The following is a 14,724-nucleotide window of genomic DNA, read 5'->3' as shown; positions in this document are numbered from 1 at the left end:
GCGGGAATGGCCAGAGCGGGATCACCGGCCTTCCGGTTGCGCACCCAGGTGCTGATATTGCAGATCGTGATCGTGACGCTGACTCTCGGCGTCGCGTTCGCGGTCTTCGGCTATGTCAGTGACCGGCGTCTCGGTGATGCGTACGGTCAGCGCGCGCTCGCCGTCGCCCGCACCGTCGCCGCCGATCCGCAGGTGCGCGCCGAGGTCGCCCGGTACGCGCCGGGCACCGCGCTGCCCGAACCCGAGCTGCGCCGCCAGCTGGCGGCGGGCCCGCTGGAACAGATAGCCGTCGAGGCCACCCGGCGCACCGGCGCGCTGTTCGTCGTCATCACCGACGACGCCGGGATGCGGCTGGCCCACCCCGATCTGGATCGGCTCACCGAACGGGTGAGCACCGATCCGTCGGTCCCGCTCGGCGGCGGTGAGGAGATCACCACCGAACGCGGCACCCTCGGCAATTCGGTGCGCGCGAAGGTGCCCGTGCTGGAACCCGATTCGGATCGGGTGGTCGGCGCGGTGAGCGTCGGCATCTCCACCGAGGCGCTGCACGGCCAGCTGCTCGACGACCTGCGTACCGCCGCTCTACTGGTGGCCATCGCCTTGGTATTCGGCATCATCGGCTCGGCACTGCTGGCCCGCCGCTGGCGCGGGCTCACCCTCGGCCTGGAACCCAACGAACTCGCCGAACTGGTGCGCGGCCAGGCCGCGGTGCTGCACGGCATCGGGCGCGGGGTGCTCGCCGTCGATTCGCGCTGGCGCACCACCTTCGTCAACGACGAGGCGCGCAGGCTGCTCGGCATCGACGCCGAACTCGGCCAGCCGGTCGACGAGATCGGGCTCACGCCACGGGTACTGGAGGTGTTCCGGGCGCTGGACTCCCAGCCGACCCCGGCCACCGTCGGCTCGCATATCGTCGTGGTGGCCGCCCGCCCGGTCAGCCGGGACGGGCACGACCTCGGCGCGGTGCTCACCGTGCGCGACCGCACCGATGTCGAGGCGCTCACCAGACAGCTCGACGCGGTGCAGACGATGAGTACCGTGCTGCGCGCCCAGCGTCACGAATTCTCCAACAAACTGCACCTGCTCAGTGGGCTGCTGCACGGCGGGCGCACCGAGGAGGCCGCGCACGTCGTCGACGAATTGGTCGGCGCGGGCCCGCTCGGCGCGGCGACACCCGGAATCGACGCCATCCACGACACCTATCTGCAGGCCTTCCTCGCCGCCAAGGCGGCGCACTCGCGCGAGAGCGGGGTGCAGCTGACGCTCGGCGCGAACACCTGGGTGGCGGGCAGCGTCGCCGACCCGGTCGACGTCACCACCGTGCTCGGCAATCTGCTCGACAACGCCATCGAGGCGGCGCGCATCTCCGACAATTCGGTCAAGCAGGTGGATGTGGAACTGCTGCAAGAGGATTCGACGCTGCACATCGTGGTGGCGGACAGCGGTGACGGGGTGGCGCCCGAGGTGGTCGACACGCTGTTCACCGAGGGCGTCTCCACCCGGACCGACCCGGCGGACGGGCAGGCGGCGCCGACGGGGTGGGTCGGCGCGGGCGTGCCCGGCGGCCGCGGCGTCGGCCTCGCGCTCATCCGCCAGATCGCCCGCGCGCACGGCGGCGATGTCCGGCTCGCCGCACCGCGCGGCACCAACCCGCCGCTCACCGGCGCCGAATTCATTGCCCGACTACCCGGAGTCCTTGTAGACAGCGAGATGCCATGGCCGCAACAGATCTGACCGTAATGGTGGTGGACGACGACTTCCGCGTGGCGAATCTGCACGCCGGAATCGTCGAATCCATCGCCGGTTTCACCATCGGGGGCACCGCGAACACGGTGCGCGCCGCCCGCGATATCGTCGCGGCGAAACACATCGACCTGGCGCTGGTCGATGTCTACCTGCCGGATGGTTCCGGAATCGATCTGGTGCGCGAATTATCCTGCGAAAGCATGGTTTTGACGGCGGCGACGGAAAGCGCGACGGTGCGCGCCGCGATCGCCGCCGGTGCGCTCGCCTTCCTGGTGAAACCGTTCCCGCACACCATGCTCGCGGCCCGGCTCGCCGGCTACGCCCGCTACCGGCGCATCCTGGCCACCCCGCAGGTGGACAACGGACGGGTCGAATCGGCGCTGCAGGCATTGCGCCCCGCCGCGCTGCCGACAACGGGCAACTCGGCCACCTCACCGACGAAAGACCTTGTGCTGCATACGATCATGGATTCCGAGGCGCCGCTCTCGGCGGGTGAGGTCGCGGTGGCGATCGGCATCTCGCGGGCCACCGCGCAGCGGTACCTCGCCGCGCTGGTCGCCGCGGGCACGGTGAGTATGCGATTGCGCTACGGCACCACCGGACGACCGGAGCAGGAGTATTCACCGTCCCGGCGGCGCTGAAATCCGAGGTGTATCAAGGGATCCGAGGCGTATCAAGGCCGGATCCGCGCGGGCAGCGTGGCGGGACCGTGCAGCACATTGTTGTCGGCGTAGGCGATGCTGCCCGTCGCCTCCAGGCGACCGCGGGCCAGCAGCATCGTCAACGCGATCGTGGCCTCCAACCGGGCCAGCGGCGCGCCGAGGCAGAAATGCGGTCCCGCACCGAACGAAAGATGGTGCGCCCCAGGACGATTCAGAAGGAATGCGTCCGGGTCGGGGTAGACGTCCGGATCGCGATTGGCCGCCGCCACCAATGCGATGGCCAGGTCGCCCCCGGCGATCTCGTATCCGGCGAAGGTGGTCGACGCCAGCGCTAGACGGGGCACGAACTGGACCGACGGATGCATCCGCAGCGTCTCCTCCACGATCGCGCCGACCAGCTCGGGGCGATTCCGCCCGGCCGCGTACAGATCCGGTTCCCGGATCAGTTCGGCGATCGCGTTGCCGATGAGGTTGACGGTCGTCTCGTGCCCGGCCAGCAGCAACAGTTCACAGGTGGCGACGAATTCGTCCGGAGCGAGGGCGTCACCGGCCACACCACCGTCCTCGGCGACCAGGCGGCTCACCAGATCCCGGCCCGGATGGCGCAATCGCTGCGCCCGCAGCGCCAAGAAATACTCGGCGAACATGCTGTGCGCGAGGTCACGCCGGGCCAGCACCTCCGGTGGCTGATGAGTGTCGAGGTCCGGATCGAACGCCAAGGCCAGATCGTGGGACCAACCCGGAAACAGCGACCGGTCCGCGGCCGGTATCCCGAGCAATTCGCAGATGACCGTGACCGGTATCGGGCGGGCGAACTCGGCGACCAGGTCCGAATCCCCCGCATCGACAACGGCATCGAGCAAATCGCCGACGATGCGCTCGATCCGCGGGCGCAGGCCCTCGACCGTGCGCGCGGTGAACGCCGCGGACACCAGACGCCGCAATCGGGTGTGCTCCGGCGGATTCAGGAACAGGAACGACCGGATGGTGGCCGCGCCGTCCCGGCCGTGCCCGAACGCGGGATCGCGTAGCAGCCGCGCACAGTCGGCATGACTCAGGAATAGATGCGCCCCCTTGTCGTGCAGGCTTGCCCCCTGGTCGCGCAGCTTCCGGTAGTGACGGTAAGGATCGGCGCGGATCGCGGGATCGAACAGCCCCCACAGCTCCATGAGATCTACCTCTTCGCCGCGTTGGGGATTTCGCCGGAACAATTCATATTGACCTGCGCCACAACGAGTGTCAATGTGAGGTTGGGCCGTTTCGGCCCACATAGCCGTGCGGCCTACCACGAACATTTCCGTGTAAAAGCAGGCACGATCATGAAAGAAATCATGGCGCTGCGAGATACGCGCCAAGAACAGTTCACCCGGCACCCCTTCTTCCACTGGCTACAGTCGAGTCCGCTCCCGCCGCAGCAGCGGCTGCGGTTCGCGCCGATGGGCGCCTTCTTCATCATGCAGTTCCGCGACATGAACCGATGGGTGCTCCGATTTCCCAAGCCGCGCAACGAGTTCGAATGGGTCATCGATCTCGGCACCTGGGAGGACGAGAAGCACTCACGCATGTTCCTGGAGGACTGGGACAAACTCGAATTGGACCGGCGGCTGAACTGGCGGACCAGCGATATGCTCTGGTGGCTGTTCCTCTCGCCGGAGCAGGAGGTATTCCGGCGCAGCGGAATCGAATTCGTCTCGCTGGCGGTCGAGGACGACGATGACGCGCTGGTCCGGTTCGGGCATTCCGAGGCGGGTGAGGCCGCCGGACATGTCTTCCTGGACAACACCTCTCGGGTCGCCGCGGAGCTGACCCGGAGCACCGGCCTGGACTACCGCTATTTCGGCACCTACCACCTCGATCTGGAGACCGGGCACGTCGGCAATGTCGAGGGCGTGTTCGAGGACCACATCCTCGATCCGGATCGCCGCGCGCGGACCGCGGCGGTATGCACCAGGATGGCCGATATCTTCGATCGGATCTTCGACGCCTTCCTCGACTACGCCGAGCGGTATGTCGAAACCGATACCACGCCGACGCGGCCCGCGCCGCGCCCCCGAGCCCTCGCGAACTGGAATGCCCCGCCGCTACACGTGATTCCGCTCGACAACCGGGACGCGCTCGTCGCACAGCACCTGGAGATGCGCAAGGCCCGCGCCGCAGCGCACCCGTTCTACGGGTGGCTGCGCGCGGACGACGGCATCCGGCCCTCGGCCCGGCTCCGGCGCTTCATCCCGATGTGGCTGATGGACATATTCGGCTACCGGGATCTCAACAAATACGCCATGCCCTATCGGGCGGCGGCCGATCCGGCGCGCCGCGCGATCAACGACTGGGCCGCCCGCCTTTCCGCGCACAGCGATCTGTTCCTCACCGATTGGGACACACTGGAACTCGACGATCTGCTCGGGTTCTCCGCATCGCAGGCCCTGCGATTCATCTTCCTCGATCCGGATATGGACCTGCACCGCGAGCATATGATCGAATTCGCCGAATTGGCGCTGCGGCACGATGATCCGGCGGTGCGCTGGTGGCTGATGACGGCGCTGGAGTCGACCGGGGAGGAATTCTTCCGCCAGACCTCCCGGCTGGCGCGGGCGATCGAACACGAGACCGGCAAACAACTGGACTACCTGTCCGGCAGACATGATCCGCCGACGAGCCCGGCCGGACCGCATCGCCCACCCGCCCGGCTCAGCAGGACGACGCAGGAGCTGGCGATACATCTCGTCGACGTCGTCTTCGATTCGATGGAGAGCCAGCTCTGGCGCTCGCTCGCCATCGCGCGGGCCGACAAGTTCGGCGCGTCCGCGTAACGGAGATTCAGTCCGCGAGGTGCGGAAGTCGTTGCGCCGCAATGGATTGCAGCTGGCCGCGGAGCGCATCGGCATCCGGGCCGAAGATCTGTTCGTCGGTGTCGTTGACGATGCGGATGGCGCGCCCGGCCACCTCGCGGCCCTTCGGTGTGACCGCGAGGCGCAGCGCGCGGGCGTCGTCGGGGTCGATATGCCGTTCGACGAAACCGCTTTCGGCCAGCGCCCGGATCACCCGTGAGCCCATCATCCGATCGGCCCCGGCCATATCGACCACCTGCTGTTGGGTCGGCAGTTCGCCGTGGCGGGACAGCCAGCCGGTGGAGGCGAGCAGGTTGAACTGGGTGAGGGTGAGCCCGAGCGGGCGCAGGTTCCGCTCGACCGTCGCCCGCCATTCCAATGCGGCATGATGCAGCCAGAATCCGGGACTCATCAGCGGGCCGCGCGGTTCAGCCACGGTCGGCGTCCTCCTTCGCGATGGTCAGGCGTCGCGCCTCCTTTTCCAGCGCGGCCATGGTCAGGCGCATATCGGTGCGAATCCCCCGCTCCCAGATAAGCCGGAAGACCGGGACGAACGGTCCGTGCACCTCCATGCGCTTGGCGACTCGGACAGTACCGTCGCCGAGCGGGTCGTAGGTGTAGTGGCCGCGGATCTTGCCGAACGGGATGGCCGCCTCGCTGGTCCACGACCGCTTCGGTTCGACCGCCACCAGCGTGAACGGCCCGGCGGGCGCACCCTTGGGCTTCACCCATCCCTTAGTGCCCGGCTCGAACGGGCCGTCGATGCGGGCGGCCTGCTCGTGTGGATCCCAGGACGGCCAGTTCTCGACATCGGTGGCGGCCTGCCAGATCTGCGCGATCTCCCCGGTGATGACGGATTCTTCGGCGATGACGTACATCTGGGCAACTCCTTACTTGTTGTTGCGACAACAGTAACTGTTGTCGCAACAACAAGTCAACGATATGGCCGCAATCCCCCTTGACGCACTCGCCTAAACCGGCAGTGTAAGCATGAACTCCGCACCCGAATCGGTTGGCAGACAAGCCAATTCGCCACCATGCGCGCGGGCGTAACCGCGCGCGATGGGCAGCCCGAGGCCGGACCCACCCGTGGCTCGGCCGCGATCGCGATCGAGCCGGACCAGCCGATCGAAGATGCGTTCCCGCTCGGCATCCGGGACACCGACACCGGTATCGGTGACCAGCACCTCAGCGGTATCGGCACGACGACCGATCGACACCGTGACGCGGCCACCGGAAGGCGTTGCGCGACAGGCATTGTCGAGCAGATTGGCCAGGATCTGGCTGATCCGCGCCGGATCCGCGCCGACGGTCACCTCATCGCCGTCGACGGCCACCGTCAGCTCCGGATGCTGGACCGCGACCCGGTCCACCTGGGTCTGCGCCAGCGCGCGCAACTCCACCGGCTCCCGGTGCAGGTCCAGCGCACCCGCATCGATCCTGGCCAGATCCAGCAGATCGTCGACGAGCCGTCCGGCCCGGTGCGCCTCGCGCACCAGCAGCAGGTGCAGCCGCTCCCGCTCCTCGGGATCGGCGTCGGGCGATTCGCGCAGCACCGCCTCGGCCACCGCGGCGATTCCCGTGATGGGCGTGCGCAATTCGTGCGCGGCGTCGGCGACGAAGGTGCGGGTGCGCTCCTCGGCGGCGATGGCGCGCGCCTCCGCCCCCTCCAGCTCGTCCAGCATGTCATCGAAAGCCGCCGCGGTGCGGCCCAATTCGGTGTCGGCCCGGGTCGGCGCGAGCCGAATTCCCCTGCGGCCGTGCGCGATTTCGCGGGCCAGCCGGGTCATGGTGTCCAGCGGCGCGAGCGCGCGGCCGACGCCGATACTCAGCGCCAGCGCCGTCGCCACCAGCGCCGCGGTGCCGGACAGCGCCACCAGCCACCACAGCCGGACCCGCGCGCCCGCGAGTATCCCGGTGTCGACGCCGAGCGTCAGCCGCGCCCTGCCGACGGCCGGGCCGGTCAGCTCGATGGTGCGAGTCCTGGTCTGGCCCTGCGCGATTCGCTTCTCGGTCAGGCTGCCGAGCACCTGTCCGTCGGGCAGCACCAGCCGGGCGCGCACCGACCGCTGGTCGAGTTCGAATACCAACTGCTGCGCCGGAATACCGCGCGCCGACAGCTCCCGCGCCTCACGCATCCGGTCGGTGAGGATCGCGTTCATACCCCGGTCGGCGACCAGCCCGAACAGCGCGTTCGCCAATACGACCAGCGCGGCGAGCGCGATCGCCACCAGCACCACCGAGATCGCGGTGACCCGCCGCCGCAGCGATACCGTCGACAGGCTCGCGGGCCGCCGGATCATGTGCTCACCATCGGCACCCGGCACAACCGCGGACGCATGCGCCGCCAGGCCGGGAGCATCCGCGACCGGCGCGGGCGATTGGGCGTAGCGGCGATCGACGGCGGCATTCGGCGCGGACGCATGCGCCGCGCGGCCGGAACCATCCGGAACTGGCCCGGACGATTCGGCCCAGCGGCCATCGGCGGCGGCATTCGGCGCGGCCCCGGAATCCGAACCGGCGTCAGCGGCATCCGGAACAGGCGCGGGCGATTGGGCAGACCGGCCATCGGCGTCGACCATTGTCCGATGCTATCGACCGGCAGGTCGGCGGTGCACAGCATCGGCGGCTTACTCCGGCGGCTCGGCGGCATCGGCGCGCATGACGAATCCGCGCCCGCGCACCGTGTGGATCAACCGGCCGCCGTGCGCCTCCAGTTTGCGGCGCAGCGCGCTGATGTAGACCTCGACCAGATTATCGTCGTAGTTCTCGTAACCCCATACGGCCGTGAGGATCTGGGTTTTGGTGACGATGCGGTCGCGCTGTTCGGCGAGGTGGCGCAGCACGGCGAATTCGGTGGGGGTCAAGGTGATCGGCGTTCCGGCGCGGGTCACCACACCGGCGTCCGGGTCCACCACCAGATCGCCGACCTGTACGGTGGCCGCGATCCGGCCCAGCCTGCGGCCCACCGCGTCCACCCGGGCGATGAGTTCGGCGAGCACGAACGGCTTCAGCACGTAATCGTCCGCGCCGCTGGACAATCCGCGCAATCGGTCGGGGACGGCGTCGCGCGCGGTCAGCATCAGCACACCGGCGGCGCTGCGGCGGCGGATCACCTCCAGCAGTTGGAAACCGTCGCGGCCGGGCAGCATGATGTCGAGGACGACCAGGTCCGGCCGGAAGTCGGTCAGGTCGTGTTCGAGCCGCTGCCCGTCGGGGCGGGCCAGCACCTCGTGTCCCGCGTCGCGCAGCGCCGCCGCGACCGCCGCCCGGATGGCCGCGCCGTCCTCGACCACCAGCACCCGCGCGCACATCTCGCCTCCTTCGGGCGGGCGGGCCGGATCACTTCGGATGGCACGCCTGCCGGTAGTCCCGGATCGGCTGGAGCGCCGCCTTCATATCGTTGGCCACCGCCGGGTGGCTACGGAAGTATTCGTGGCGCTCCTGCTTGCGTTGATCCTTGGGCAGACCCTTGATCTTCGCCACCTCCGCGGCCACATCGGGGTGTCCGGCCAGATACGCCGACACATTCGACCTGCTCTGGGCCAGCGCCTGGGCGCGGGCCTGCGGATTGCACTGGACGGGATCGGCGGCCGCGGCCCCCGCGCCGAATCCGGTGACCAGCGTCACGCCGAGCACTCCAGCGGCTAGCAGCGCGCCGCCGACGCGTTTCGCACGATTCATGACTTCTCCTCGAATCACTCACTTACCCAACAGATTTCACCTCAGCCATCGGATCTCACGATGACCACTCCTCCACGCTATTACGGATCGCACCCCGATTTTCTGAGGGTCGGCTGAAGAACCGGCGCCCTTGCGTTCGGAACAGTTGTGACTACACAATCATTGTGTGAATACAACTGTTGAGGGGTTGTCGCAGCGCCGAAAGGCGATCATCCTGGCCACCTGCTGTCTGAGCCTGCTGATCGCCTCCATGGACGCGACCATCGTGAACGTCGCCATACCCGCCATCCGCGACCAGCTGCACGCGCCGCTGCCCCGGCTGCAATGGATCATCGACATCTACACCCTCACCCTGGCCAGCCTGCTCATGCTGGCCGGCGCCACCGCCGACCGATTCGGCAGGCGGCGGCTGTTCCGGATCGGGCTGGTGATCTTCGCGCTCGGCTCGCTGCTGTGCAGCCTCGCACCGAATATCGACATCCTGATCGCCGCCCGCTTCGTGCAGGCCATCGGCGGCTCGATGCTCAACCCGGTGGCCATGTCGATCATCACCACGGTATTCACCGGCAAGATGGAACGCGCTCGCGCCGTTGGCATTTGGGGTGCGGTGGTCGGCATCTCGATGGCGCTCGGGCCGATCGTCGGCGGCGGGCTGATCGATTTGTTCGGCTGGCAGTCGGTGTTCTGGATCAACCTGCCGATCTGCGCCGTCGCCGTGCTGCTCACCACCGTCTATGTGCCGGAATCGAAGTCGAACCGGGTGCGCGATATCGATCCGGTCGGCCAGCTGCTGGCCATCGCCTTCATGTTCACGCTGGTCTACGGGCTGATCGAGCGGATGCCCGCGATGTTCGCCGCCGCGGCCGCCGCCATCGCCGCATTCATCTGGTACGAGCGCAGGCGCAGGGATCCGTTCATCGATCTGCGCTTCTTCCGCAGCGTCCCGTTCGCCTCGGCCACCGTCGTCGCGGTCTTCGCCTTCGCGGGCCTCGGCGCATTCCTGTTCACCGGTTCGCTGTATCTGCAGACGGTGCGCGGATATTCGGCGGTGCACACCGGACTGCTGTACGTCGCGATGGCCGCGGCGACGCTGGTGTCCTCGCCGCTGTCCGGGCGGCTCGTCGGACGGCTCGGCACCAAGCCGTCGCTGCTGGTGTCGGGTGTCGCCATGGCGGTCGCCGCGCTCGCGCTGACCCAGCTGACCCCGGATACGCCGATCTGGATGTTGATCGTCGTCTTCGCGATATTCGGCATCGGCTTCGGTTCGGTCAACGCACCGATCACCACCGCGGCCGTCAGCGGGATGCCGCTGGACCGCGCGGGCGCGGCCGCCGCGGTGGCATCCACCAGCCGCCAGGTGGGCGTCAGCATCGGCGTCGCGCTGTGCGGCGTACTCGGCACGACCGGTGTGTGGTGGGTGATCGCGCCGGGCGCCGCGGGCATCGCCATACTCGGGATCGTCGCGAATACCGCATGGGCGCGCCGATCACAGGCGGCGGTCGCCCCGATGCTCGATCAGAAAGTGCTCCAGGATGTCCACTGACGCCCCCACCTCCGACGAGGTCTGGGCCATGCTCACCCACCTCGTGATGGATACCCGCGACCAATGGAAGCGCGCGATATCCGAGCGAACGGGCTTGCAGTTCAGCCGGGTTCGCGTGCTCAAGCGGCTGCGCTCGGGCCCGCTGACCATGTCCCAGCTCGCCGATGCGGCGATGATGGACAAACCGGCGACCACCGTGGTCGTCAACGACCTGGTGGACCGGGGGCTGGTGGTGCGCGAGATCAGCCCGGAGAACCGGCGCTGCAAACTGGTCACCATCACCGAGCGCGGACGCGCGGCGCTGACCGACGCGTACGCGACACCGGATCCGGCGCCGCCCGCGTTGGCGGCGCTCTCACCCGGCGATCTATCCGCGCTGCGCGATCTGCTGCGCAAGATCGAGCGCTGATTCGCTACCCGCTCAACGGATTCCGGCGGTGACCTGATTCGCGGTGGCGATGTAGTCGATGGCGCGGTACAGATCCGGCAGCACCCGGTGCGCCTTGGCCAGCGACTCCGGCGTCGGACGCACCAGATCCGGAATCAGCAGGCAGCGCAGTCCCGCCGCATGCGCGGCGCGCAAACCGTTGGTCGAATCCTCCAGTGCCAGTGCGGTTTCCACCTCGCCGCCGAGTGCGGACAGCGCGGTGAGATACGGCTCCGGATGCGGTTTGCCGTTGGTGACGTCCTGCCGGGTGACCACGACGTCGAAACGTCCGGCCAGCCCGACCAATTCGAGATGGTGGTCGGCCCGCACCCGGGACGAGGAGGTGGCGATGCCCTTCGGAATCCCTTGGCGCTCCAGCTCGTCCAGCAGTTCGAGCGCGCCCGCCTTGGTGGTCAGCCGTCCGCCGTCGACCAATTCGCGCAGATGCACCTCGTGCAGGTCGAAGTACGCTTCGAGCGGGAAATCGGCGCCGTACGACTCGACGGCGAGTTGGCGGCAGCGGTCGGCGGGCACGCCGATCATGCTGCGGCAGAACTCGGTCGGCATCTCGTAGCCGAGTTCGGCGCCCGCGCTCACCAGCGATTCCATCGCCAGGATCTCCGAATCGATGAGCAGGCCGTCCATATCGAAGACGACGGCGCGCACCGGTCGCACGTCGGTCATGCCACACTCCTTTCGAATTCCGTTGTGAGCCTGCGCCGCACGGTCGCGTCGACGCCGTCGCGGCCGAATTCCGCGAGGGCGGCGCCGACCTCGCGCCGCACCCGGTCCGGGTCCGGCCACGTCCCGAATATATCGGTGCGGCGCAGGAACTTCCCAGCCCGGCGCTGCGGATCCGGTTCCGCCGCCGCCGCTTTCAGGCTCTCGGCGTGCTGGTCGATCACCTCCAGCACGGCGCCGGGCCGGTCGGTGAAGGACTGGATCCAGGCCGCGATGAGCAGCGTCGCGGCCGGGGTCGGGCGGCCGGCGGCGATGTTCTCGCACATCGCGCTCACCACCCTCGGCACCATCTTGTCCGAGCCGTTGCGGCCGACCCTGGTCATATCGTGGCAGATCGCCGGATTGCGGAAGCGGCGGATCAGCCCGTCGACGGTGCGGTCCAGCTCGGCGGGCGCCAGCGCCAGCGTCGGGCCCTGCTCGCGCAGCATGAACTGGCGGGCCAGCGCGGCGAGGGTGTCATCGTTGCTGGCCTCGGCGATGGTCCGGTACCCGGCCAGTCCGCCGACATAGGCGAGCAGCATGTGCGATGCGTTGAGCAGCCGCAGTTTGGCCAGCTCGTAGTCGGTGACATCGTCGACGAAATGCGCGCCCGCGGCCTCCCAGAGCGGGCGCTCCCCGTCGAAGTTCTCGATGGTCCAGGTCATGAAGGGTTCGGCGGAGACGGGCGCGAGATCCTCGATACCGCCGAGCCAGTTGCGCGCCACCGCCAGATCGGCCGGGGTGCTCGGCTGCACGATCCGGTCCACCACGCTGTTCGGGAACTGCACGTTGCGGGCGATCCAGCCGGCCAGCGCCTCGTCGCGCAGCCCGGCCAATTCGACCACCGCCGCGCGCAGCTTCCTGCCGTTCTCGCACAGGTTGTCGCAGCTGATCACCACCGGCGGCGTTCCGCCGCGCGCCCGGATCAGCTCGAAGCCGCGCACCAGCATGCCGACCGGGGTGATCGGCGTTGCGGGGCAACGGATGTCGTGATGCACGGCATCGCAGGCGATATCGAGGCGGCCGGTGACCGGGGACAGGCAGTAGCCGGTGGCGGTCACGGTCAGCGTCACGATCTTGATGCGCGGATCGGCCATCCGGGCGGGTACGCCGATCCGGTCGGTGGGGGCGTGCACGGTTTCGGTGATCGAGCCGACCACCTCCACCCGTGCGTCGTCGTCATCGTGCAGCAGCGTGGTGTACAGGTTGTCCTGCGCGCGCAGGGCGTCCACCACCGTCGGGCGCGACATCGCGACCGCGGCGATACCCCAGCGCGGATCGTTCGCCGCCGTCATGGCGTGCTGGGTGAGCAACGCCTGGTGGGCGCGATGGAAGGCACCGCAACCCAGGTGCAGAATTCCGGTGCTCTCGGGAGCGAATCCGGGCCGGACAACACTTTCCGGGAGTCGGGCGAGATTTTCCGCGGAAAGCCGGGGAATTACTCGATCCGCCGAAATTCCCGCCGCTCGTGCGGCGTCGGATCTTATTTTCTTGGCGAGCGCGGTTTGCAGCGGCACACGCATGTGCGGCCTCCGTCCGTTCCGGTAGAAAACGAACTCACCAGTGCCGAGTTCGTCAAACGATCACAGGCCGAATCAGCGTTGAATCGGGTGCGTTCCAGACGGTAAGGCAGGTCGGTTAATTGTTCGACGTGCAGCGTCACAATGACCGCCGAATTCGGCATCTCGGCCGGTCCGCGACGGAATCGTAAACGTTTCATAAAACGCCACGTCATCGCGAACAAAACGGCCGGTCTGGTACCCCTCCGCATCGGTTGGAAAATTGCCATCGTGACGTTCGCCACGGTAACTATCTGGAAATTTGTCCGGTTCCGGAGGTTTTTGAATAACGTCGAATTAGCTGGAAAGTAGCCCATCTCGCCCGATTTGCGCGGTCTGATGGACAGATGACCAGGTCAATGGCTACTCGCCGGTAGTACGCTGATCGGCCACCGAAAAGCGTAAAGAGTTACTACCGGGTAAAACTATGCAGTCCGGTCTGTGGGTCCGGTTCGCTCGGCAAACCAGACCCCGTACCCGTTCTCGGCACTCCTCCGGCCCGGCGCACGTCGGCCGGAAATGACCGATTCGCCGGGCCGACGGATCGGTTCGTCAATGCTCGCGCCGCTCCCAGGGAGCGGTCGGCGCGCCGGGTATGCCTGGTTCGAAGACCGACCGCGAGTGTCCCGCGGCGGACCCGAGCAGCTCGGGCTCCCTTATCGGCGATTGCCCGACCGGGGCCTCCTCCCGCAGCTGCGCACGTTCCTTGGCGATCTCGACCCGATACCCGATCAGCACGGACGCGACCAGGGCGACCGAGATGACGCCCTCGGCGATGAAGAAGGAGGTGAAGTCGATGATCGAGCCGATCGGCGGCCCGCCCGGCACTGCATTGCGCAGCGGAACCAACGCGAACAGCAGGGCACACATCATCGAGCAGGCGGGCCACATCAGGCCGCGCCGCCAGCGCAGCACATAGAAGCTCGCGATCGCCGCGGCCACGGCCAGACCGAGCATCAGCACCATGATGAAGAGCGCGAAGAACACTGCGGGAGAAGACCTTTTCGCGTGCACCGCGAGATCGACCCCATCGGCCGCCGGGGCCTCCTCGAGGGTGAAGAAGGTGTCGCCGCTGGACACGCTTGCGGTCAGCGGCAGATGTCGGTCGCCCTGCAGTACGTCGAAGGCCAATGTGGTCCGATAGCTGTCGAACGGATAGTCGGTGAAGGTTCCGGCCATCGCCACCTTGAGTTCGAGGGCCGAAATCGGTTCGCCCGCTTTGATTTTGATCGGGTCGGCCTTGAGTCCCGAGGTGTAGAGCACGCTGTCGGCCGCGAAGAAGCCCGACCTGTCGGCCAACGCGCCGCGCGGTTGCGCCAGCACCTCCACCGTCGCGGTCTGCATCGCCGGATCGAGTTTGCCGACCCAGACGTCGATATCGACGCGATTCGGCTCGCCGGTATCTCCGACCCGGTAGACGGTGTCGGCGCGGGACCGGCCGCCCTCGTACATGGCCAGGCTCGCCGCGAATGTCGTGACCAGCGCCAGCACCGCGATCGCGAACCACAGCGGGCCGCGCCGCTTCGTAATCTCCTGCACGAACCGAACGGTATCG

At 67.9% G+C, this 14,724-nt stretch carries 14 protein-coding genes; 5 read left to right on the top strand and 9 right to left on the bottom strand.

Going from position 1 to position 14,724, the window contains the following annotated elements:
- The first annotated feature begins 6 nt into the window (after positions 1-6).
- Positions 7-1,734 (top strand): sensor histidine kinase, encoded by a 1,728-nt coding sequence (locus LGY53_RS30995; RefSeq protein ID WP_225730230.1) that lies wholly within the window; start codon positions 7-9, stop codon positions 1,732-1,734.
- The gene (locus LGY53_RS30990) at positions 1,716-2,387 is read left to right on the top strand and encodes a response regulator (RefSeq protein WP_225730229.1); all 672 of its coding nucleotides are present in this window, start codon (positions 1,716-1,718) and stop codon (positions 2,385-2,387) included. Before LGY53_RS30995 ends, LGY53_RS30990 begins: the two co-directional genes overlap by 19 nt.
- A 32-nt stretch (positions 2,388-2,419) precedes the next feature.
- Here LGY53_RS30990 and LGY53_RS30985 read toward each other — a convergent pair whose 3' ends face one another.
- Positions 2,420-3,577, bottom strand: coding sequence for a cytochrome P450 (locus tag LGY53_RS30985; protein ID WP_225730228.1), 1,158 nt, complete (start codon positions 3,575-3,577; stop codon positions 2,420-2,422).
- A gap of 150 nt (positions 3,578-3,727) precedes the next feature.
- On the opposite strand from LGY53_RS30985, the gene LGY53_RS30980 reads away from it, so the two are divergent.
- Entirely contained in the window at positions 3,728-5,218 is a 1,491-nt protein-coding gene (locus LGY53_RS30980; protein ID WP_225730227.1) for a hypothetical protein, read from the top strand.
- Between the two features lie 7 nt (positions 5,219-5,225).
- On the opposite strand, the gene LGY53_RS30975 is transcribed toward LGY53_RS30980, so the two are convergent.
- The 5 genes from LGY53_RS30975 to LGY53_RS30955 all read right to left on the bottom strand — a co-directional run bounded on the left by LGY53_RS30975 (position 5,226) and on the right by LGY53_RS30955 (position 8,920).
- A complete protein-coding gene (locus tag LGY53_RS30975; RefSeq protein ID WP_225730226.1) occupies positions 5,226-5,672 on the bottom strand; it encodes a MarR family transcriptional regulator in 447 nt (148 codons plus the stop codon).
- Positions 5,665-6,114, bottom strand: a complete 450-nt coding sequence (locus tag LGY53_RS30970; RefSeq protein ID WP_225730225.1) for an SRPBCC family protein — start codon at positions 6,112-6,114, stop codon at positions 5,665-5,667. The genes LGY53_RS30975 and LGY53_RS30970 overlap by 8 nt, the downstream gene beginning before the upstream one ends.
- Before the next feature lie 93 nt (positions 6,115-6,207).
- On the bottom strand, positions 6,208-7,818 hold the full coding sequence (locus LGY53_RS30965; protein WP_225730224.1) for a HAMP domain-containing sensor histidine kinase: 1,611 nt from the start codon (positions 7,816-7,818) through the stop codon (positions 6,208-6,210).
- Between the two features lie 48 nt (positions 7,819-7,866).
- A complete protein-coding gene (locus LGY53_RS30960; protein WP_225730223.1) occupies positions 7,867-8,550 on the bottom strand; it encodes a response regulator transcription factor in 684 nt (227 codons plus the stop codon).
- 28 nt (positions 8,551-8,578) lie between these two features.
- Complete coding sequence (locus LGY53_RS30955; RefSeq protein ID WP_225730222.1) at positions 8,579-8,920, bottom strand: hemophore-related protein; 342 nt, start codon at positions 8,918-8,920, stop codon at positions 8,579-8,581.
- Between the two features lie 166 nt (positions 8,921-9,086).
- On the opposite strand from LGY53_RS30955, the gene LGY53_RS30950 reads away from it, so the two are divergent.
- Both LGY53_RS30950 and LGY53_RS30945 read left to right on the top strand, forming a co-directional pair.
- Positions 9,087-10,463, top strand: coding sequence for an MFS transporter (locus LGY53_RS30950; protein ID WP_225730221.1), 1,377 nt, complete (start codon positions 9,087-9,089; stop codon positions 10,461-10,463).
- Complete coding sequence (locus LGY53_RS30945) at positions 10,453-10,872, top strand: MarR family winged helix-turn-helix transcriptional regulator (RefSeq protein ID WP_225730220.1); 420 nt, start codon at positions 10,453-10,455, stop codon at positions 10,870-10,872. Before LGY53_RS30950 ends, LGY53_RS30945 begins: the two co-directional genes overlap by 11 nt.
- A gap of 12 nt (positions 10,873-10,884) precedes the next feature.
- On the opposite strand, the gene LGY53_RS30940 is transcribed toward LGY53_RS30945, so the two are convergent.
- The 3 genes from LGY53_RS30940 to LGY53_RS30930 form a co-directional block, all read right to left on the bottom strand.
- A complete protein-coding gene (locus LGY53_RS30940) occupies positions 10,885-11,574 on the bottom strand; it encodes an HAD family phosphatase (RefSeq protein ID WP_225730219.1) in 690 nt (229 codons plus the stop codon).
- Positions 11,571-13,133, bottom strand: coding sequence for a mannitol dehydrogenase family protein (locus tag LGY53_RS30935; protein WP_225730218.1), 1,563 nt, complete (start codon positions 13,131-13,133; stop codon positions 11,571-11,573). The genes LGY53_RS30940 and LGY53_RS30935 overlap by 4 nt, the downstream gene beginning before the upstream one ends.
- A 588-nt stretch (positions 13,134-13,721) precedes the next feature.
- On the bottom strand, positions 13,722-14,708 hold the full coding sequence (locus LGY53_RS30930) for a DUF4436 family protein (protein WP_225730217.1): 987 nt from the start codon (positions 14,706-14,708) through the stop codon (positions 13,722-13,724).
- Positions 14,709-14,724 lie beyond the last annotated feature (16 nt).

It is taken from the genome of Nocardia sp. JCM 34519.1 (assembly GCF_020361265.1).
In the GTDB taxonomy this organism is placed as follows: domain Bacteria; phylum Actinomycetota; class Actinomycetes; order Mycobacteriales; family Mycobacteriaceae; genus Nocardia; species Nocardia arthritidis_A.
Note: the sequence above shows the minus strand (reverse complement) of the source record. Positions and strands in the feature narration are given on the sequence as shown.